14 protein-coding genes are annotated in these 21875 nt (G+C 60.5%); 7 read left to right on the top strand and 7 right to left on the bottom strand.

Annotated elements, in window-relative coordinates; translation table 11 throughout:
• Nucleotides 1-6: 6 nt before the first annotated feature.
• Together lptE and leuS are read right to left on the bottom strand one after the other, a co-directional pair.
• Nucleotides 7-528 carry an LPS assembly lipoprotein LptE gene (gene lptE / locus QTL95_RS01145; protein ID WP_289718122.1) on the bottom strand — a complete coding sequence of 174 codons (522 nt, stop codon included), beginning with the start codon at nt 526-528 and terminating at the stop codon, nt 7-9.
• A complete protein-coding gene (gene leuS / locus QTL95_RS01140; RefSeq protein ID WP_289718121.1) occupies nt 518-3142 on the bottom strand; it encodes a leucine--tRNA ligase in 2625 nt (874 codons plus the stop codon). The genes lptE and leuS overlap by 11 nt, the downstream gene beginning before the upstream one ends.
• A 204-nt stretch (nt 3143-3346) precedes the next feature.
• Between leuS and QTL95_RS01135 the strand changes: the two genes are divergently transcribed.
• Nucleotides 3347-4006, top strand: a complete 660-nt coding sequence (locus QTL95_RS01135; RefSeq protein ID WP_289718120.1) for a YggS family pyridoxal phosphate-dependent enzyme — start codon at nt 3347-3349, stop codon at nt 4004-4006.
• An 83-nt stretch (nt 4007-4089) separates the two neighbouring features.
• Nucleotides 4090-6000 (top strand): propionyl-CoA synthetase, encoded by a 1911-nt coding sequence (locus QTL95_RS01130; protein WP_289718119.1) that lies wholly within the window; start codon nt 4090-4092, stop codon nt 5998-6000.
• Between the two features lie 60 nt (nt 6001-6060).
• Here QTL95_RS01130 and QTL95_RS01125 read toward each other — a convergent pair whose 3' ends face one another.
• Entirely contained in the window at nt 6061-6762 is a 702-nt protein-coding gene (locus QTL95_RS01125) for a DUF1013 domain-containing protein (RefSeq protein WP_289718118.1), read from the bottom strand.
• Nucleotides 6763-6991: 229 nt separating this feature from the next.
• Here QTL95_RS01125 and acs point away from each other — a divergent pair, with 229 nt between their 5' ends.
• Complete coding sequence (gene acs, locus QTL95_RS01120; RefSeq protein WP_289718117.1) at nt 6992-8947, top strand: acetate--CoA ligase; 1956 nt, start codon at nt 6992-6994, stop codon at nt 8945-8947.
• Nucleotides 8948-8950: 3 nt separating this feature from the next.
• On the opposite strand, the gene QTL95_RS01115 is transcribed toward acs, so the two are convergent.
• Both QTL95_RS01115 and QTL95_RS01110 read right to left on the bottom strand, forming a co-directional pair.
• Nucleotides 8951-9430, bottom strand: coding sequence for a thermonuclease family protein (locus QTL95_RS01115; protein ID WP_289718116.1), 480 nt, complete (start codon nt 9428-9430; stop codon nt 8951-8953).
• 48 nt (nt 9431-9478) lie between these two features.
• A complete protein-coding gene (locus QTL95_RS01110) occupies nt 9479-9703 on the bottom strand; it encodes a DUF1674 domain-containing protein (RefSeq protein WP_289718186.1) in 225 nt (74 codons plus the stop codon).
• Between the two features lie 121 nt (nt 9704-9824).
• On the opposite strand from QTL95_RS01110, the gene htpX reads away from it, so the two are divergent.
• The 4 genes from htpX to purH all read left to right on the top strand — a co-directional run bounded on the left by htpX (nt 9825) and on the right by purH (nt 15661).
• On the top strand, nt 9825-10787 hold the full coding sequence (gene htpX, locus QTL95_RS01105) for a zinc metalloprotease HtpX (RefSeq protein ID WP_289718115.1): 963 nt from the start codon (nt 9825-9827) through the stop codon (nt 10785-10787).
• Nucleotides 10778-12157 (top strand): RsmB/NOP family class I SAM-dependent RNA methyltransferase, encoded by a 1380-nt coding sequence (locus QTL95_RS01100; RefSeq protein ID WP_289718114.1) that lies wholly within the window; start codon nt 10778-10780, stop codon nt 12155-12157. The genes htpX and QTL95_RS01100 overlap by 10 nt, the downstream gene beginning before the upstream one ends.
• A gap of 110 nt (nt 12158-12267) precedes the next feature.
• Nucleotides 12268-13938, top strand: coding sequence for a heparinase II/III family protein (locus QTL95_RS01095; RefSeq protein WP_289718113.1), 1671 nt, complete (start codon nt 12268-12270; stop codon nt 13936-13938).
• Between the two features lie 106 nt (nt 13939-14044).
• On the top strand, nt 14045-15661 hold the full coding sequence (gene purH, locus QTL95_RS01090) for a bifunctional phosphoribosylaminoimidazolecarboxamide formyltransferase/IMP cyclohydrolase (RefSeq protein ID WP_289718112.1): 1617 nt from the start codon (nt 14045-14047) through the stop codon (nt 15659-15661).
• Nucleotides 15662-15676: 15 nt separating this feature from the next.
• Here the strand turns inward: purH and QTL95_RS01085 are convergent, their stop codons facing one another.
• Nucleotides 15677-17062 (bottom strand): MFS transporter, encoded by a 1386-nt coding sequence (locus QTL95_RS01085; RefSeq protein WP_289718111.1) that lies wholly within the window; start codon nt 17060-17062, stop codon nt 15677-15679.
• Between the two features lie 38 nt (nt 17063-17100).
• Complete coding sequence (locus tag QTL95_RS01080) at nt 17101-21867, bottom strand: NAD-glutamate dehydrogenase (RefSeq protein WP_289718110.1); 4767 nt, start codon at nt 21865-21867, stop codon at nt 17101-17103.
• Nucleotides 21868-21875 lie beyond the last annotated feature (8 nt).

Genomic DNA, 21875 nt, shown 5'->3' with positions numbered 1-21875 from the left:
TCGCTCCTATCGGCCGAGCGCGGCTGCTATATCGGCACCGACAAACTCGGCGGCCTGCCGCGCAGCACGGTTTTCCGCATCACGAATAGCGCGCTGCTTTGCAAACTCCTGGCGGGAGAAGTCGACGAGCGCCGTCGCATACCGGTTGCCAGCCTTGATCACGTGGCCGTCCTTGTTGGACTTCAGCGTGTAGTCAATGCTGACAGTCGCGCGACCGGCTTGGGACGTATCGGAGGATTCAACGAGCAGCGTTCCGATAACGTCCGAGCGAGCGCTGAATTCAACCTTGTAATCTGCCTGCGCCGGCTCGCCGGCACCACGCGATGCCAGGAAGATCAGCCGGTTGCGGACTTCCTGCTCAATCCGAGTCGTTGCGTCGGAAAAGCTGACGGAGGCCAGCTTGCCAGCCACGCCGGAGCTTTCAGAATAGAGGGGGCGGACTTGGCAGGATGCCAAAGCGATCGTGGATACAAGGATCGCGGTGATACCAGCGCCGCGAGCCAGTCTGAGGGCGATATTAAACGACAATGTTCACAATCCTTTGTGGAACCACGATAATTTTCTTCGGCGCTTGACCGTCCAGCACGCGCTTGACGTCGTCAAGCGCAAGCGTCGCCTCAATGATGGCATTCTGATCTGCGTCGCGAGAAATTGTCAATTCTGCGCGCTTCTTGCCGTTGATCTGGACAGGTAGAACCATGTCGTTTTCGACCACGAGGCTGTCTTCAAAGCGAGGCCAGGATGTCTGTGCCAGTAGGCCGCTATTGCCGAGCACGGCCCAGCATTCCTCGGCTAGATGCGGGGTCATCGGAGCAACGAGCTGGATCAGGATCTGCGCCGCATCGCGAACGGCGGCGCGGTACGCGGCGTCCGCCTGTCCGGCCGCAACCTTTGTCAGCGGCGCGGCGAGCGCGTTGACCAGTTCATAAATACGCGCGACAGCTTTGTTGAACCAGAGCTTATCATAGTCGTTCTCGACAGCCTTCAAGGTCTTGTGGGCAAGCTGCGAGATTGCCAGAGCCTCGCCATCCTTAGCCGGACTCGCACTAACATCCTTCAGGTTTTCCGCTGCTTCGGAGATCAGACGCCACAGCCGCTGGGTAAAGCGATGTGCGCCTTCAACCCCGGCTTCCGACCAGATGACATCGCGTTCCGGCGGCGAGTCGGAGAGAACGAAGAAGCGTGCGGTGTCGGCACCGTAAGAAGCGATGATGTCGTCAGGGTCGACGACGTTCTTCTTCGACTTCGACATCTTCTCGATGGACCCGATCGCGATCTCTTCGTTGTTCGAGAGCAAATATGCGCGGCGCTTGCCGTCTGCGTCCTCAATGCGGATATCTGCCGGCGCCACCCATTCACGCGACATGCCCGCACCGCGGCTGTAGGTCTCATGTACGACCATCCCCTGCGTGAACAGACCCTTGAAGGGCTCCTTCACATCGACATGGCCGGTTTCCCGCATGGCGCGGGTGAAGAAACGTGAATAGAGTAGATGCAGGATCGCATGTTCGATGCCGCCGATATACTGATCGACCGGCAGCCAACGGTTTGCAGCCTGTTCGTCCGTCGGCTTTGTCTCCCACGGCGCTGTGAAGCGGGTGAAATACCAGCTTGAATCCACGAAGGTGTCCATCGTGTCGGTTTCGCGACGAGCGTCCTTGCCGCAATGCGGGCAAGCGACATTGCGCCAAGTGGGGTGGCGGTCCAGCGGATTGCCGGGCTGATCAAAGGTCACGTCCTCAGGCAGCTTGACGGGCAGATCCTTCTTCGGGACGGGGATGACGCCGCAATCATCGCAGTGGATGACCGGGATCGGGCAACCCCAGTAGCGCTGACGCGAGATGCCCCAGTCGCGCAAGCGGAAGTTGACCTTTCGCTCGCCCTGCGGTGTATTGCCGAGTGTGGTGCCAGCGAGACGATCCGCGACGATCTTGAAGGCTTCCTCGGTTGTCTTACCATCGAGGAAATGCGAGTTGATCATTACACCATCGCCGTCGTAGGCGGTGTCGCCGACGGTAAAACTTGCGGCATCCCCACCCTTCGGCATGACGACGGGTATAACCGGCAGATCGTACTTGCGGGCAAAATCCAGGTCGCGCTGGTCGCCCGACGGGCAGCCGAATATGGCGCCGGTGCCGTAGTCCATCAGAACGAAGTTCGCGACGTAAACAGGCAGCTCCCACGACGGATCGAGCGGATGCTTGACGCGGATGCCCGTGTCGATACCCTTTTTCTCGGCCGTCTCAAGCGCTGCCAGCGATGTTCCGGCACGCCGGCACTCGTCGCAGAACGCTTCGATAGCCGGATTCTTGGCCGAGGCCTCCTTTGCCAGGGGGTGATCGGCGGCGATCGCCAGGAAAGAGGCGCCGAAGAGCGTGTCCGGGCGGGTTGTGTAGACCGTCACCTCGGTCTCGCTCGATGCGCCGCCTGCGATCTCCCAACGAACGGTCATGCCTTCGGAGCGACCGATCCAGTTCTTCTGCATCAGCCGAACTTTTTCAGGCCACTGGTCTAGTGTGTCCAGCGCTTCCAACAAGTCTTCGCTGAAATCGGTGATCTTGAAGAACCACTGCGTCAGCTCACGCTGCTCGACCAGGGCACCGGAACGCCAGCCACGGCCGTCGATTACCTGCTCGTTGGCGAGAACCGTGTTATCGACAGGGTCCCAGTTCACCTTCGACTGCTTGCGGTAGACTAGGCCCTTTTCCAGGAAGTCGACGAAGAGATGTTGCTGGTGCTGGTAATAGGCGACGTCGCAGGTGGCGAACTCGCGGCTCCAGTCAAGCGACAGGCCCATCGCCTTCAGTTGGGACTTCATCGATGCGATGTTCTGATAGGTCCAGGCAGCCGGGTGCACGCCGCGTTCCATGGCGGCGTTCTCCGCCGGCATGCCGAAGGCGTCCCAGCCCATCGGGTGGAGCACGTTATAGCCACGGGCGCGCTTGTAGCGAGCGACGACGTCACCCATGGCGTAGTTGCGAACATGGCCCATATGGATGCGACCGGACGGATACGGGAACATCTCGAGCACGTAGTATTTTTCGCGCGGATCGCTGTTGTCGGTCTCGAAGACCTTCTCTTCGTTCCATTTCTGCTGCCAGCGAGGCTCGGCATCGCGCGGATTATAACGTTCGGTAGCCATCGTATTCGTATTTCCGGAAAATCAGGGGAAGTTGGTGGTGACCTTCACCATGAAACCGCCGTACCGTCAAGTTTTGCAGCCCCGCGAAGTGTTCAATCATTGCCTGGCAAGGACGAATCTGGCGCCGCTGCGCTTGGCAAACACGGGCGTGTGGGGTTAGTGCATTGCCGGTATGTCCAACGGTGGTCAGATCGGTAGAGAACGATGGAACTTCAAGAGCGATTGAACGACGTGCGGGCGCGCATTGCGGTGGCGGAGCGATCCGGCGGACGCGCTTCCGGATCGGTGGAGCTGGTCGCCGTTTCCAAGACCTTCGATGCCGATCAGATCCGTCCTGCGATTGAAGCCGGTCAACGCGTCTTCGGCGAGAATCGTGTTCAAGAGAGCCAGGGCAAGTGGCCGCAACTCAAAGCGGAGACGGATGGCATCGTACTTCACCTTATCGGGCCGTTGCAGTCGAACAAGGCCGCCGAGGCGGTTGCCCTGTTCGATGTCATCGAGACAGTAGATCGGGAGAAGATTGCTCGCGCGCTTGCCGAAGAGATCAAGCAGCAGGGTAAGGCGCCGCGCCTGTTCGTGCAGGTTAATACCGGGTTGGAGCCTCAGAAGGCTGGTATCGCGCCGGATGATACAGCTGCCTTCGTTACGCTTTGCCGCGAGGAACTCGGCTTGGTGATCGAAGGGCTCATGTGCATTCCGCCGGCGGAGGAGAACCCGGGGCCGCATTTTGCACTGCTGGCAAAGCTCGCCAAGGCCTGCAACGTCGAGAAGTTGTCGATGGGCATGTCGCGCGATTATGAGACCGCCGTCGCCTTCGGAGCGACAAGCGTTCGCGTTGGTTCCGCGATTTTCGGCGCTCGCTGATACTCTGCTTTCGTCGGGCTTTCTCTTGTCGTACCCCTCCCCTAGATTGACAGGATGGCATCGCATGTCCCGGGGAGGAGCCTATGCGAGGAGATTACCAGCGGGTCTACGAAGCGTGGCGGCAGGACCCCGATGATTTCTGGCGTACAGCCGGCAACGAGATTTCATGGTTCAAGCCGCCGGACCGCATATTCGCTCCCGATGATGGCCCCTATGGCCGCTGGTTCGCCGGCGGAGAGACCAATAGCTGCTACAACTGTCTCGACCGCCATGTGAACGCGGGTCGTGGTGATGCCACCGCAATCATATACGACAGCCCCGTTTCCGGTGAGAAAGTATCGTTTACCTATAGTGTCGTGCTTGCCGAGGTGAACGCGATCGCTGCCGCCCTGCAAGGTTTCGGGATAGCCAAGGGCGACCGGGTCATTCTCTACATGCCCATGGTTCCGCAAGCGATTTTCAGCATGCTCGCTTGTGCGCGGATCGGTGCCATCCACTCGGTCGTCTTTGGGGGATTTGCCGCCAGCGAGCTTGCGGCGCGGATCGACGATTCGGGTGCGAAACTAATTATTACCGCGAGCTGCGGACTGGAGCCTGGCCGTGTCGTTCCCTACAAGCCTTTGGTCGATCAGGCGATCTCGTTGGCAAAATGTAAACCGAAACGGTGTCTCGTACTGCAGAGACCGCAGCTAACGGCAGATTTGATTGTAGGCCGGGACCTTGATTTCGAAGCCGTGATCGCCGGCTATCGCAGGACGGTGGTGGCGCCTGTGCCGGTCGCAGCAACCGATCCACTCTATATTCTTTACACATCAGGAACGACCGGGCAGCCGAAAGGCGTCATTCGCGACAATGGCGGGCATATGGCGGCGCTGATCTGGTCGATGGCCAATATCTACAATATCAAGGCCGGCGACGTGTTCTGGACCGCGTCCGACATCGGCTGGGTCGTCGGGCATTCCTACATCGTCTATGCCCCGTTGCTCGTCGGTGCGACATCCGTGATTTTCGAAGGCAAGCCGGTCGGCACGCCGGATGCCGGCACGTTCTGGCGCGTCATCGCGGAACACAAGGTCGAGGTCCTCTTCACCGCTCCGACGGCGTTTCGCGCAATTCGGCGCGAGGATGGTGAGGGCGTCTTTATCCGAGAGCATTCCATGCCGGCGTTTCGAGCGCTTTTTCTCGCGGGCGAGCGTGCCGATCCCGAGACGCTGAAATGGGCCGAACTTTTGCTTCAGGTTCCCGTCATCGATCACTGGTGGCAGACAGAAACCGGCTGGCCGATCGCGGCCAATCCGCTTGGGTTGGAAGCCCTACCCGTCAAACATGGATCCCCAACCGTTGCGATGCCGGGATACGACATCAGGGTGCTCGACGATGCCGGCCATGCGGTGCCTTCAGGAACACTCGGCAATATCGTGATCAAGCTTCCCCTTCCCCCAGGCTGCCTGCCGACGCTGTGGAACGCCGACAGCCGATTTCATGAGGCCTATCTGTCCGAATTTCCCGGTTTCTACAAAACTGCCGACGCGGGTTATATCGATGAAGACGGCTATCTCTTCATCATGTCGCGCACCGACGACATCATTAATTGCGCCGGCCACCGGCTTTCGACGGGCGCGATGGAAGAAGTATGCGCCAAACATCCCGATGTCGCTGAATGCGCGGTGGTGGGCGTTGCCGATCCACTCAAGGGGCAGGTGCCGTGCGGCTTCCTGGTGCTGAAGAAAAATGTTTCACGGGAAACGTCCGCGATCGAAGCCGAGGTCGTCGCGCTAATCCGAACGGAGATTGGGCCGGTCGCCGCGTTCAAGACGGCGATTGCGGTCGGCCGCCTACCGAAGACGCGATCCGGGAAGATCCTTCGCGGCACGATGCAGAAGATCGCCGATGGGCTGCCGTGGAAGATGCCGGCGACGATAGACGATCCATCGATCCTTGAGGAAATCGCCGAAGCGCTACGCGGACGCGGATACGGTTCGCTCCCGATGTGACGGGCGCCAAAAGAAAAGCCCCGCGCAGGCGGGGCTCGCTTGGTTCGATCTTTTATGAGATCAGTACTGGTCGTCCTCGTCTTCGTCCTTCGGCGAGGACTTCAGGGACTTGAGCTTGGCGAAGACGGCATCGGCATCGATTTCCTTCTCTTCTTCGCGCTCGTAGCCTGGTGCCAGACGTTCCGTTTCGTGTGCGGACTGCAGCGTCTCGCCGAGCTCGGCGGCGGTCGGCAGCGGGCGACCCTTGGAGGCCTTCTCCACTTCAAGGTCGAGATCGATCTGGCTGCAGAGGCCGAGCGTCACCGGATCCATCGGAGCCAGATTGGCGGAATTCCAATGAGTGCGTTCGCGGATCTGCTCGATCGTCGACTTCGTGGTGCCGACGAGACGGGAAATCTGAGCGTCCTTCAGTTCAGGATGATTACGAACCAGCCAGAGAATGGCGTTCGGGCGATCCTGGCGCTTGGAGACCGGCGTGTAGCGCGGGCCGCGACGCTTGGATTCGGGAACACGAACCTTCGGTTCAGAGAGCTTCAGCTTGTGAGCCGGGTTCTTCTCGGCGCGGGCGATTTCATCGCGGGAAAGCTGGCCGGTGGAGATCGGGTCGAGACCCTTGATGCCCTGCGCGGCTTCACCGTCGGCAATGGCCTTCACTTCGAGCGGATGCAGTCGGCAGAACTGCGCGATCTGGTCGAAAGACAGGGCCGTGTTGTCGACGAGCCAGATAGCGGTCGCCTTCGGCATGAGCAATTGTTGAGCCATGGATATAGTCCTTCTGTCGTCCGCGCCGGTGTCGCGGTCCGTGGATTGTCACCACTATGTCCGGGAAATATGCCGCTATATAACCGCAGTGACGCATAATTGCAATTGATCACGAATGAAATGACCTTTGTCTAATTGCCGGGCCAATGTGACCTGCTATGAATGGGCCAAAGTCAATCTGGACTGCTTCGTTTTTAGATTGTCCAGTATCCGAGTGAGGAGGAGTTTCATGTCGGAGAAGATCTACCCGGTGCAAAAGCCGGTTAAGAACCATGCGCTTATCGACAAGGCCAAGTACGAGCAGTGGTACGAGGAAAGCGTCGAGAACCCGGACAAGTTCTGGGGTAAGCATGGCAAGCGGATCGACTGGTTCAAGCCCTACAGCAAGGTCAAGAACACCTCATTCACCGGCAAGGTCTCGATCAAGTGGTTCGAGGACGGGCAGACAAACGTCTCCTATAATTGCATCGACCGCCACCTGAAGACGAACGGCAATCAGGTCGCCATCATCTTCGAAGGCGACAACCCCTATATCGACAAGAAGGTCACCTATAACGAGCTTTACGAACATGTTTGCCGGATGGCGAACGTGATGAAGAAGCATGGTGTGAAAAAGGGCGACCGCGTCACGATCTACATGCCGATGATCCCGGAAGCGGCTTACGCGATGCTTGCCTGCGCTCGTATCGGCGCCGTGCATTCCGTGGTATTTGGCGGCTTTTCGCCGGAGGCGTTGGCTGGCCGCATCGTCGATTGCGAATCCACATTTGTGATCACCTGCGACGAAGGCGTGCGCGGCGGCAAGCCGGTTCCGTTGAAGGATAATACCGATACCGCCATTCATATCGCTGCGCGCCAGCATGTCATCGTCGACAAGGTTCTGGTGGTTCGCCGTACCGGCGGCAAGACCGGCTGGGCGCCGGGTCGCGATCTCTGGTATCATCAGGAAACCGCAACCGTTAAGGCCGAATGCCCGCCTGTGAAGATGAAGGCGGAAGATCCGCTGTTCATCCTCTACACCTCAGGCTCGACGGGCAAACCGAAGGGCGTGCTGCACACGACGGGCGGGTATCTCGTCTATGCCGCGATGACGCATGAATATGTCTTCGATTATCATCCCGGAGACATCTATTGGTGCACGGCGGACGTCGGCTGGGTAACGGGGCATTCCTACATCGTTTACGGTCCTCTTGCGAATTGCGCGACGACGCTGATGTTCGAGGGTGTGCCGAACTTCCCGGACCAGGGTCGCTTCTGGGAAATCATCGACAAGCACAAAGTCAACATCTTCTATACCGCGCCGACGGCGATCCGTTCGCTGATGGGCGCCGGCGATCAGTTCGTGACGCGCTCGTCGCGCTCCAGCCTTAGGTTGCTGGGCACGGTGGGCGAGCCGATCAATCCCGAGGCCTGGGAGTGGTATTACCACGTGGTCGGCGACAGCCGCTGCCCTGTCATCGATACATGGTGGCAGACGGAAACGGGGGGCCACATGATCACGCCGCTTCCAGGCGCAATCGATCTGAAGCCGGGTTCGGCGACGGTGCCGTTCTTCGGCGTCAAGCCGCAGCTGGTCGACAATGAAGGCAAGGTGCTGGAGGGCGCTGCCGACGGCAATCTCTGTGTCACGGACAGCTGGCCGGGCCAGATGCGGACTGTTTATGGTGACCATGAGCGCTTCATTCAGACCTACTTCTCCACCTACAAGGGAAAGTATTTCACGGGCGACGGCTGCCGCCGCGATGAGGACGGATATTACTGGATCACCGGACGCGTGGACGACGTTCTCAACGTCTCCGGCCATCGTCTTGGCACAGCGGAAGTTGAATCGGCGCTTGTTTCGCACAGCCTCGTCTCGGAAGCCGCAGTCGTCGGCTACCCGCACAATATCAAGGGCCAGGGGATTTACTGCTATGTCACGCTGATGGCAGGGAACGAAGGCTCCGACGAACTCCGCCAGCAGCTGGTGAAGCATGTGCGTTCTGAGATCGGGCCGATTGCTGCGCCCGACAAGATCCAGTTTGCGAGCGGTCTGCCGAAGACGCGCTCCGGCAAGATCATGCGGCGTATCCTGCGCAAGATCGCCGAGGATGATTTCGGTGCGCTTGGCGATATTTCGACGCTTGCCGATCCGGCGGTGGTCGATGATCTGATCGCAAACCGGCAAAACAAGGCCGAGAGCTGAACGTTACATGCCGCCCTGTTCGTTCGGGGCGGCATTACTCCCGCTTGGGCAGGACAACTTCGGCTTGCGGCCGCCGTCGTACGAACTGACCATTCCTAGCTCGAGCAGGTCCTGAGCCGGATTCTTTCCATCCGACAGGGTCACGTCCGCAAGGATGCGTCCGAAATACTTGTCTCCAGAGATTTGTGTAAGCCTTATCTCGGGCGAGCTTTCCGTCAGAGACACCAGGGCTTCCCGCGCATCCAGAGCGGCGCGTCTGGTATCTGCGCAGCGGGAGTGCATTTCAGGGGCGTCGATGCCGCGGAGGCGGACATAGACTTCCATCGTCTGCTGTGGCCATGGACGCGCCTCGACCAGCAGCGTGTCTCCGTCGATCACTCTGAGAATTTCCGCAAGCACCGGGCCGTCAATCTGATCGCGAGCGTCGCCGCTTGCGGGAAGCGCGACGAAGGCGAACCAGATAAAGGCGAACAACTTTGACATAAGAGGAATAAATTCCGATCCCGATGCAAAGTCAATAGGAATATTTACTTAGAAATCAATCGCGCGTCCGTTGATTTCCCAATCGCCAAAGCGGGCGGGGTCGGCCCCCCCTCGTCCGCCGATCTCGGTCGGCCGATCGACGGGCTGTTCCGCGCGGCGACGCTCCTCGGCTTCGGCGAGGGCGCGCTTGGCTGCAGGAGACAGCATCTTGCGCGGCGCTTCCTCGCCTTCAGTAACTGTGGTTTCGATATTGTCGTTATCGGCTGCTTGCATCACGCATGTCCAGCTGGGAAACATTGAAAATGGCTGGTGAATAACCAGATCATAGTGCGTCGCCGCCCGTATTGAAACCCTTTGACCCTGCGCGACGGAATGAAAGGATATGGAGACCCCGATGAACCTTGTACGTACCGCCATGTTGCTCGCCTTCATGACAGCACTTTTCATGGTCGTCGGATTCCTGATCGGCGGACGCGGCGGCATGATGATCGCGCTGCTGATCGCCGCCGGCATGAACTTCTTCTCTTATTGGAATTCCGACCGGATGGTGCTGTCGGCCTACCGCGCCCAGGAGATCGACGAGCGCAATGCGCCGGAGTTCTTCACCATCATCCGGGATCTGGCGCGCAATGCCGGGCTGCCGATGCCGAAGGTCTATCTCTACGATAGCCCGCAGCCGAACGCGTTCGCGACGGGTCGCAATCCCGAAAACGCGGCGGTGGCAGCATCAACAGGTCTGCTCAGCGCGCTCTCGCCTGAGGAGGTTGCCGGGGTCATGGCGCATGAACTCGCGCACGTCCAAAATCGCGACACGCTGACGATGACGCTGACGGCAACGCTTGCCGGCGCGATATCCATGCTGGGCAATTTCGCGTTCTTCTTTGGCGGCAACCGGGAAAACAACAGCAATCCCCTTGGTTTCGTCGGCGTGCTGTTGGCGATGATCGTGGCGCCGATGGCGGCCATGATCGTGCAGATGGCTATCAGCCGTACGCGAGAATATTCGGCGGACCGTCGCGGCGCCGAAATCTGCGGCAATCCACTTTGGCTTGCTTCGGCCCTCGACAAGATTGCCCGCGGCGCGGCGCACGTGCCGAACTACGATGCCGAACGAAACCCGGCGACCGCCCATATGTTCATCATCAATCCGCTCACGGGCGCCGGCATGGACAATCTGTTTTCGACGCATCCGAACACCGAGAACCGGATTGCGGCGCTGGAGGAAATGGCGCGCAGCGGGATGAATGGCTCGACGCAGGCGCCCCGCGCTGCTAATCCGACGCGCAAATCGCGCTCGGTTCCCAATGCGGGCCTCGGTCGCGATGATTCGCAACCACCAAAAGGTCCATGGTCTTGAGTTCAGACGGCAAGAAGCCCTTCCGCCAGCAGAAACCCGCGGGTAGCCGTCCGGCAAAGCCCGGCCTTCAGGTGCGGGCCGCGGCATCGAAGATCCTGGCGGCTGTGGTCGAGCGCAAGCTGCCATTGGACGGTGCGTTGGACAATGAACACGGTAACCCTGCCTACAAGGCACTTAACGATGGTGACCGGGCGCTGGTGCGCGCCATCCTCAATACGACGCTTAGGCACCTGCCGCGCATCGAGGCGGCAGTATCCTCGCTGCTCGATTCACCGCTGCCGGAAGGCGCGCGCGCCCTGCATTATGTGCTGACCGTCGCTGCAGCGCAGATACTTTATCTCGACGTTCCCGATCATGCGGCCGTCGACCTTGCCGTCGAACAGGCAAACAACGACCCGAGAAGCAGGCGCTTCGCCAAGCTTGTCAACGCAGTCCTGCGACGCATGGGCCGTGAGAAGCAAGAGATCCTCGCGTCAATCGCAACGATCTCGCCGATGCCAACCTGGTTCTTCGAGCGGCTGGAAACGGCCTACGGCAAGGATGCGGCGACCGCGATCGCGGGATCGCAGCTGCAGCCGGCCGCAATCGATCTGACCGTCAAATCAGATCCCAAGGGATGGGCTGAGCGTCTTAACGGAATTGTTCTGCCGACCGGCGGTGTGCGCCTTGCGGCGTTCGAAGGTAGCATTCCGTCGCTCGAGGGCTTTGACGATGGCGCCTGGTGGGTACAGGACGCGGCCGCGAGCATTCCGGCGCAGCTGTTCGGCGACCTTACCGGCAAGCGCGTGGCCGATCTCTGTGCGGCGCCCGGGGGCAAGACGGCCCAGCTCATTCTTGCGGGCGGCACGGTCACCGCCGTGGAGCAATCGGCGAACCGGATCAAGCGGCTTCGTTCCAATCTCGAGCGGTTGGGGCTTTCGGCCGAAACCATCGCGACCGATCTGACGAAATACGAGCCGGTGGAGTTGTTCGACGCGATTCTGCTCGATGCCCCCTGCTCGTCGACCGGTACCACCCGCCGGCATCCCGATGTGCTTTGGACCAAGGGACCGGAGGAGATCGAAAAGCTGGCCGGCCTGCAGGAGCGACTGCTGCGCCATGCGCTGACGCTATTGAAGCCGGATGGTCATATCGTCTTCTCCAACTGCTCTCTCGATCCATCCGAAGGCGAAGCGGTGATCGCGCGCATTCTCGCTGACACGTCCGATGTCGAGCGAGTTGCGATCGAGCCCAGCCGTTGGCCCGGGCTGGAAATGGCGATCACGGAACTGGGCGAGTTCCGTACTACGCCCGATATGCTTCATGTTCCAGCCGGATTCGCATCGGGGTTGGACGGCTTCTATGCCGCCATCCTTCGCCATGTTGCCTGATAGCGGGGCAACTGGCATATTGCGATTCTGTCATAAAACGAGATGACGATTCCTGCCGATTCCGGATTTATTCATCTATTCTTAACGACGTGGGTCAATAGACAATAGACATGTGGTCCGGGCGGTTCTCGAGTCTTTACATGGGCGAGGCCTGGCGGCGCACCGCGTGCCGCGTTGCGGTCCTGCGTCTGCGGATGTTCCGCCACGCCGTTCATGCTCCCGAGCGATTGATAGTCGCGCCCACTGATCTCAGGGCAGTCGATGCGCATGTGGCCGAGGAGATCATCAACGGCCGCTTTCCGCTCGCTGGGCGTCTGCTTGAGACAGGCGGCAAATCTCCGTTCAATTTCAGCCTACCCTCGCGCGCCTTCGCACTGCGTCTGCACGGCTTCGGCTGGCTGCGTCACATGCGGACGCGAAAGAGCGAGCTTCATTCAAATGTCGCGCGCTCGATCGTAAACGGCTGGCTCTCGCTGCATGGCGGGCGGATAGAAGGCATTGCCTGGGAGATCGACGTGACCGCGCAGCGTGTCATCGCCTGGCTCTCCCATTCGCCCGTGGTCCTGCACAATGCCGACCGCACCTTCTATCGCCGCTTCATGCGCTCGCTGGCCATCCAGGTGCGTTACCTGCGCCGCATGGCTCCCTATGCACCGCCCGGCGAGGTTCGCTTCCGTCTGCGCATCGCGCTCGCCATGGCTTCGATCGCAATGCCGGCGCGGGCGAGCACGCTGCGAAAGGCAGCGGAAGCGCTGGATCGCGAGTTCGATAGCCAGATTCTTCCCGATGGCGGTCATATCTCCCGCAATCCGCGTGTGGGGCTGGAGCTGCTGCTCGATTTGCTGCCGCTTCGCCAGACATACGTCAATCTCGGCCATGATCTGCCGCAGAAGCTGATCTCCGGCATCGATCGCATGTATCCGGCTCTTCGTTTTTTCCGCCACCAAGACGGGGACCTCGCGCTCTTCAACGGGGCAACATCGACGCTTGCCAATGAGCTCGTTTCCTTGCTGCGCTATGACGAAACGGCAGGCGAGCCGTTCAAGGCGATGCCTTATTCGCGCTACCAGCGGCTTGCCGCCGGCAAGACGGTCGTTATCGCCGATACCGGCCTTCCGCCGACGGGGCGGTTGTCCCGCACCGCCCATGCGGGCTGCCTGTCGTTCGAAATGTCCTCCGGGCGTTACCGCTTCATCGTCAATGCCGGTTCGCCGAAGTTTTCCGGTCGCCGCTATATCCAGGCAGCTCGCACCACCGCTGCCCATTCCACCGTGACGGTGGACGACACCTCGTCCTCGCGCTTCGCAGCATCGGAATTCGTGTCGAACATTATCTCCGAGCCGGTGACGAACGTGGTGGTCGAGCGCGACGTGGCCGATGACGGGCGCGACGTGATCAAGGCGAGCCACGACGGCTATGCGAAGCCGTTCGGCGTGCTGCATCAGCGTGAACTCACGCTCAACGCCACGGGCCTGATCGTTACGGGCTGCGACCGGCTACTTGCGGCTGAGGGCGAAGAGGTGGAAGGCGACGTGCGGGCGGTCGCACGTTTCCACGTGCATCCGGCCATCAACCTGAAGCAGATGGATCGGGAATCCATCATGATGACAGCGCCTGATGGCGAAAGCTGGCTGTTCTCGGCGCCGGGCAACGACGTGCTGATTTCCGAAGACGTGTTCTTCGCCGATGCGTCGGGTATCTGCGGGTCCGACCAGATCGAGATTGCGCTCTCCTACCGGGATCGCCCGGAAATACGCTGGTTTTTGTCCCGCAAGAGCTAGAGAAGGGCTCGTGCCTGTTTGCGCGGGCGCAAAGCTGTGCTAACGCCCAGCCATCGTCCGCGCGAAGATCGCCGGACATCTCCCGAAGCCCGAACGGAGAAGCCAGATGGCCGTTGTTTCCAAGAAAATCCCCGCCCCCGACAAGGTCAAAGTCAAGACCGCGTTGCTGTCCGTGTCCGACAAGAGCGGCATCGTCGAGCTCGCCCGCGCGCTGGCCGAGAATGGCGTTCGTCTGCTTTCCACCGGAGGGACGCACAAGGCCATCGCGGCTGCCGGCCTCGAGGTCACCGATGTTTCCGACGTCACCGGTTTTCCTGAAATCATGGATGGCCGCGTCAAGACGCTACATCCGACGGTTCATGGCGGCCTGCTTGCCATTCGCGATGATGTCGAGCATCAGGCGGCGATGAAGGCGCATGGCATCGAAGGCATCGATCTCTCCGTCATCAATCTGTATCCCTTCGAGGACGTTCGCGCCGCCGGCGGCGATTATCCGACGACGGTCGAGAACATCGATATCGGTGGTCCCGCGATGATCCGCGCCTCGGCAAAGAACCACGCCTACGTCACGATCATGACGGACCCGGCGGACTACGCGGAGCTGCTGGCCGAACTCTCGCAGGACAGCGGCCAGACGAGCTACGCTTTCCGCCAGCGGATGGCAGCCAAGGCCTATGCCCGCACGGCCGCCTATGATGCGATGATCTCCAATTGGTTTGCGGAAGCGCTGTCGATCGACACGCCGCGCCACCGCGTGATCGGAGGTGTTCTGAAGGAAGAAATGCGCTACGGCGAAAACCCGCACCAGAAGGCAGCGTTCTACGTGACGGGCGAACAGCGTCCGGGCGTTTCGACCGCGAAATTGCTGCAGGGCAAGCAGCTCTCCTACAACAACATCAACGATACGGATGCCGCCTACGAGCTCGTCGGCGAATTCCTGCCGGAGAAGTCGGCGGCCTGCGCCATCATCAAGCACGCCAACCCCTGCGGCGTGGCAACCGGCTCCAGCCTGCTCGAGGCCTATCAGCGGGCACTCGCCTGCGATTCCGTTTCGGCCTTCGGCGGCATCATCGCGCTCAATCAGACGCTGGACGCCGAGACTGCGGAAGAGATCATCAAGCTCTTCACCGAAGTCATCATCGCGCCTGATGTGACCGAGGAAGCGCGGGCAATCGTCGCGCGCAAGGCCAATCTTCGCCTGCTTGCGGCCGGCGGCCTGCCGGATCCTCGCGCGGCCGGCCTTACCGCCAAGACCGTTTCCGGCGGCCTTCTGGTGCAGAGCCGTGACAACGGCATGGTCGAGGACCTGGAACTGAAGGTCGTCACCAAGCGGGCACCGACCGCGCAGGAACTCGAAGACATGAAATTTGCCTTCAAGGTTGCCAAGCATGTCAAGTCCAACGCTGTCGTCTATGCCAAGAACGGCCAGACGGCGGGTATTGGCGCGGGTCAGATGAGCCGCATCGATTCTGCCCGCATTGCCGGTCTCAAGGCCGAGGAAGCGGCAAAGGCGCTGGGACTTCCCGCACCGCTGACACATGGATCCGCGGTGGCCTCGGAAGCGTTCCTGCCGTTCTCGGACGGACTTCTATCGATGATCGCTGCCGGCGCCACGTCGGTGATCCAGCCGGGTGGCTCGATGCGCGACCAGGAAGTGATCGACGCGGCCAACGAGCACAACATCGCCATGGTCTTCACCGGCATGCGCCACTTCCGCCACTAGCCAGAACGCAAACACCTACGCTTTGTCCGCGGGATAAGGCGTAGGGATCAGAAGAGCGAGGCCGCCGGCGAGGAAGACCACAAGCGTTGCCATTCCAAGCCGGGCCGAGCCGCTCGCGTAGGTGATGAGCGAGAACGACAGCGTCGCCATGAAGCTGGTGGCGCGGCCTGATAGAGCGTAGACGCCGAAATAGCGGCCGGCCTCGCTGAGGCTGACGCTGCGCGCCAGATAGGATCTGGACGATGCCTGCACCGGCCCGAACGCCAAGCCTATCAGCAAACCATAGCCGATATAGGCCTTCTCCGCCGCGGTGCCGAAGAGGCCGCCGCTATCGGTGCTCGGAAGGTTCACCAGGCCGAAGAATGTGTAACCCGGGCCAGTCGAGACGATACCGGCAGTCGCGGCCAGCAGCAGTACCAAGCTGACGATAATCGTTGCTTTCGAGCCGACACGCTTGTCGATGCGACCGGCGACGATGCAGCCGAAGATCGCCACGACGTTCAGGATGATCCCGTAGATGCCGATTTCGATGGTCGCCCAGCCGAACATGCCGGCGGCGAAGGCGCCCCCGAGGATCAGAAGGCCGTTTACACCGTCCTGGTAGACCATGCGGGCAATGAGGAAACGGAGAATGCCCCGGCGGTGCTTCAGCTCGCCGAGCGTGCCCCTCACCTCTGCCAGCCCGGAGCGCACCGCTGCGGCGAAGGGTAAACCTCGCTTGATGTCGGGCGTGAAGAGAAACATCGGCATAATGAAGATCAGATACCAGACAGCAGAGATAGGGCCGGTGATACGGGCGTCTTCGCCGGTATGCGGGTCCAGACCGAAGAGCGGCTCGAAGCCAAGGATCGTCTTGCCATCTTCGAGGTTACCGGCAAGGAGCGCGACCACGGCTATGAGAACGACCATGCCGCCGAGATAACCCAGGCCCCAGGCGGTATTCGATAGCTTGCCGACCTCGTCCTTGCTGACGAGATGCGGCATCATGGAATCGTTGAAGACGATCGAGAACTCCGCAGCGATCGACGCGAGAATCATGAAGACCATTGGATAGATCAGCGGTGAGCCGGGAGCGGCGAACCAGAGGCCGAAGAGGCTTGCAATCTTGATGACAGCGAAAAAGCCGATCCAGGGTTTTCGCGCGCCGGATTGATCGGCGATCGATCCGAGGATCGGCGAGAGGACGGCGATGATGATCGAGGAGATCGTCGCCATGTTGCTCCACATCGCCTGCGCGTGGACGGAATCCGTCGTCAGCCGCGACACGAAGTAGGGACCGAAGATGAAGGTCGTCACGACAGTGAAGAAGGGCTGAGCGGCCCAATCGAAGAACATCCATCCCCAGATGCCCTGCCGTGACGCCTTTTCAGGCTGCGTTCCCGTCCAGTCGATGCGGTTCACATGCCGCTCCTCATTTGGGGCGGACTGTCTCACCTCGTTCAGTCGCGCGCAAGATCGGTCAGCAACCCGGCGGCGACCGTGATTCTTGCAAGATTGGGGTCGCCGCTGTCGCTGAGACCCGTCAATTCCTCGGCGATGCGGTTGATCCTGATGCGGTCATGGGCGTGCCAGGCCTGGACGGGAAGTTTCTCCTTGCCGTGGTTCGAAAGCGCGGCAATGACGATATCGCGGCGGGCGCCGGCGATCTGGTCGATGCTGCGGGCAAGCGCGAGGTTCTCGTAGTGGTCGGAGGTGACAATACGCCCGCCAGCCGCCAGCAGCCTGCCGATCCTGAAGGTGCGGGAAACGGCGAAATAGCTCTCGGCAGCACGCACGAGCGGCTCGCCGGTGCGTTCGGCGATCTGCATGATTTCAGGCACAAGCGCAAATCCCAACAGGCCGGAGATTTCCGCCGCCAGCTTGTCTGGCACACCGGCATCGCGGTACTCGCCTTCACGTGCTTCCAGCTCCGGAACGACCTGGCTGGCGAAGACGGGCTTGAGCTTCTTTACCGCAGCCTGAAGACGATCGACCGTTTCGGCTATGTTTCCCTTGGTCATCTGCGTTTTCAGCAAAAGCCGTGTCAGAACCGTGAAGATGTGGCCGATCTCCTCGTAGAGACGGTTTTGCATCTGGCCGGATATCTTGCCGTCCAAAGCATCGACTTCAGCCCAGAGGCGAGCGAGATCGAAGCCGTCACGAGCGACGATGGCTGAACGCACAACCTCGGGCGCCGAGGCTGCCGTGGCGTCCATCATGCTGACGACGAAACCTGGCCCGCCGCGATTGATCGCTTCGTTTGCCAGCACGGTGGCCACGATCTCGCGCTTGAGGCGGTGCTCTGTGATGTCGGATGCATTCGTTTTGCGCATCTTCGCAGGGAAGTAGTTCTCCAGCGTCGACGCGAAGTAGGGATCGTCAGGCAGGTCGCTGGCGGCGAGCAGATCGAAGAGAACGATCTTGGCGTAGGAGAGCAGCACGCCGATTTCCGGGCGCGTCAGCGGCTTGCCGGCCGCATATCGTTCGGCCATCACGGTGTCGTCAGGCAGGGTCTCGACCTTGCGGTTCAACTGCTTGGCGCCTTCCAGCACTGTCATGAAGCGGGCGAGCTCCAGACCGTTGGCGGTGCCTTTCCTCTCTACCAGCGAGATCGCCAGGGATTGGAGGTAGTTGTTGCGCAATACCAGTGCCGCGACTTCGCTGGTCATGGACGAGAGAAGCTGGTCACGTTTGGCGCGCGTCAGGCGATCATCCTGCATGGCTGCTGCGAGGGCGATCTTGATGTTCACCTCGACGTCGGAGGTGTTCACGCCAGCGGAGTTGTCGATGGCGTCGGAGTTGCAGCGCCCGCCTTTCATCGCATAGGCGATGCGGCCTTTCTGGGTGACGCCGAGGTTTGCCCCCTCGCCGATTACCTTGGCGCGGATATCGTCAGCCGTGACACGGATCGGGTCGTTGGCACGGTCGCCGACATCCGCGTCGGTTTCCGACGGCGCCTTGATGTAGGTGCCGATACCGCCGAACCAGAGAAGATCGACGGGGCTCTTCAGGATGGCGGTGATGATCTCGAAGGGCGTGGCCACCGACTTGTCGATGCCGATCGCCGCAACAGCCTCCGGCGTCAGCGTCACAGACTTCGCTGCACGCGAGATGATCATCGCGCCCTTGGACAGAATAGACTTGTCGAAATCCTGCCAACTGGATCGCGGCAGGTTGAAGAGCCGCTGCCGCTCGGCGAGCGTCTTCGCCATGTCCGGATCGGGGTCGATGAAGATGTCGCGATGGTCGAATGCAGCGAGAAGCCGGATCTTTGGCGACAGTAGCATACCATTGCCAAACACGTCGCCGGACATGTCGCCGACGCCGGCGACGGTGAAGGGCGTCGTCTGGATGTCGATGTCCATTTCCCGGAAGTGACGCTTCACCGTCTCCCAGGCGCCGCGGGCGGTGATGCCCATCTTCTTGTGATCGTAACCAGCCGAGCCGCCGGAAGCGAAGGCGTCGTCCAGCCAGAAGCCGGCTTCCTGCGCGAGCGCGTTTGCCGTATCGGAGAAGGTCGCGGTGCCCTTGTCGGCGGCGACGACGAAATAGGGGTCGTCGCCATCAAGCCGCACGGTGTCCTTTGGCGGCACGATGTAGGGACCCGCGATATTGTCGGTGATCGACAGGAGGGTGCGGATATAGGTCTTGTATGCTTCGCGACCGGCGGTGAAGATTTCTTCACGGCTGCCACCAACAGGAAGCTGCTTTGGATAGAAGCCGCCCTTGGCGCCAACCGGTACGATGACGGAATTCTTGACCTGCTGGGCCTTCACCAACCCAAGCACTTCGGTGCGGTAGTCTTCGGCGCGGTCCGACCAGCGCAGACCGCCGCGGGCGACTTTGCCGAAGCGCAGATGCACGCCCTCCACCTCGACGCCATAGACGAACATTTCGCGGAAGGGGCGCGGTTCGGGCAGGCCGTCGACGAGATGAGGATCGAGTTTGAAGGCGAGCATCGCCTTTGGTGCGCCGTCGGCGTCGCGCTGGAAATAGTTGGTCCGCAGCGTGGCGTCCACGACGTTGACATACCGGCGCAGGATGCGGTCGTCGTCTAGGCTTGGAACCTCGGCGAGGGCCGTTTCGATCTTTGAGTGGAGATCGCCGATCCGCTTAAGCCGGGCTTTCTCAGCAGCCTTCGGATCAAGGCTGTCGTGAAACAGCTTGAAGATCAACACCGCGATCGCGGGATATTTGTCGAGCGTCGTCGCGATATAGTCCTGCGAATAAGCGATACCCGCCTGACGGAGATAGCGTGAATAGGCGCGCAGCACGCTCGTTTCGCGGGCGGAAAGACCCGCCGAAACGATGAGGCGATTGAAGGCATCGTTGTCGATCAAGCCGCTGAAGGCGGAGAGGAAGGCTTCTTCCAGCGTCGCTGCATGGCGGGTGAGATCGATCTTTGCCCCACCGCGCGCTTCCAGATCCATGTCGTGCAGGACAACAAGCTTTTCCGAACCGTCGGCTAGAGTCACATCGATGTCGAAGGTTCCTTCGCTGATAACGTTGAAGCCAAGGTTCTCGAGCAGTGGTACGCGACGCGACAGCGCGAGTTGGCCACCCGAATGGAAGATCTTCAGGCAAAGGAGATCGGCGCCGTCCTTCTGCCGCTTGTAGAACTCGATCCTAATCGGCGCGCCGGTGGCGCATGCCGCGATATCGGGCAAATCGTTGAAGGTTTCTTCGGGAGGGAAGAGATCCTGAAAGGCGGGGCTTACCGCGATGCGCGGCGCCTTCGGTCCGGCAAGCGCCTCGAAGCGGTCGTTCCAGCGCGCGGTAATCACGCGGATGGCTTCCTCTAGCTTGGCTTGCGGAACGCGTGGCGTCTTGCCGCCGGAGCGGCCGATGATGAAGTGTACCCGTGCGACGCCGCCTTCGGGAAAGGCCGGATAATAGGCTGAGACGCGACCGTCATAGGCGGTCTTAAGATAGGTGCCGATCTTTTCGCGAACGATAGAGTCGTATTCCTCGCGTGGGACATAGACGATCACGGAAACGAACCGGTCGAAATGATCGATGCGTGGCAGCACTCGTACGCGAGGCCGATCGGCAAGTTCGTTAATCTGTTCGGCGAAGGTCGCGAGCTGCATGGTGTCAATCTGGAACAGGTCGTCGCGAGGGTAGGACTCGAGCGTATTGTCGAGCATACGGCCGGAATGGCTCATCGGGTCGAAGCCGAAATGCTCCTTCACCTTCTCCACCTTCGAGCGTAGTAGCGGAATTTCGCTGGCCAGGGATGTGTACGCGGTCGAAGTGAAAAGCCCGACAATGCGCAGTTCTCCCGTGACGTTGCCCTCCGCGTCGAAGCGCTTGACGCCGACATAGTCCATATAACCGCGGCGATGGACGACCGATTTAACGTTAGCCTTCGTAACGATCAGGAAATCCGGCCCGTCTAGGAAGGCGAGGATCTCAGGCGTGGTGGTGACGGCGTCTTTTCCGGTGCGCAATACGAGGACATCGGGATTGGATAGGATGCCAAGCCCGGTGCCCTTGTCGCGTTCGATCCTGGCATCGGCGCCCTTGCCGGAGTAGACATATTCGCGCATGCCCAAGAAGGTGAAATTGGCGTCGCGCAGCCATGTGAGAAAGGCCAGAGCCTCGTCGCGATCCGACTTTCTGCGGTTTACGCCGTATGTCGACAACTCATTGATCACGGTGTCGAGCTTGGCAAGCATCGGCTTCCAATCCGACACCGCAAGTTCGACCTGTTTCACGACGATATCGAGGCGTTGGATAAGATCGGTGGCTTGGGCAGCCGAAAGCGGGGCGAGATGCAACTGTATGTGGCTGATGCGGCTTTGCTGGTCGCTTGCCTGGTCGGCGGACAGGAATTCAGCCGCCTTGCCTTTGTCGGCTACAAGGATCGGGTGCACCGCCATATAGAGATCGCGGTAGCTGCTGGTCACTTCCCCCATGACCGACTCGTACAGAAACGGCATGTTATGGGCGGTTACGGAAAGGACCGATACCGGCATGCCGCCCGGCTCGACGTGCGCGATTGACGCTATGTTGATACGCGCATCCCTGCCTTTCCATGCTGCCAATTCGCTCGCGGAGTGCACAGCCGAAATTGCCAGCATTTCAGGAGTGTATCGTTCAAGATCGTCGCCACTGGCTCGGCCGAATAGAATTTCCGGATCAATGTAGTTATCACCCGTTGATGCAGCGACCTTGGCGGCGCCCTCCAGCTGCTTTTCGCGTTTTGGATTGTTTCGGCTGGCCATAGCAGATG

Origin of the sequence: Rhizobium sp. S152 (assembly GCF_030380735.1) — a bacterium.
Taxonomy (GTDB): domain Bacteria; phylum Pseudomonadota; class Alphaproteobacteria; order Rhizobiales; family Rhizobiaceae; genus Rhizobium.
Note: the sequence above shows the minus strand (reverse complement) of the source record. Positions and strands in the feature narration are given on the sequence as shown.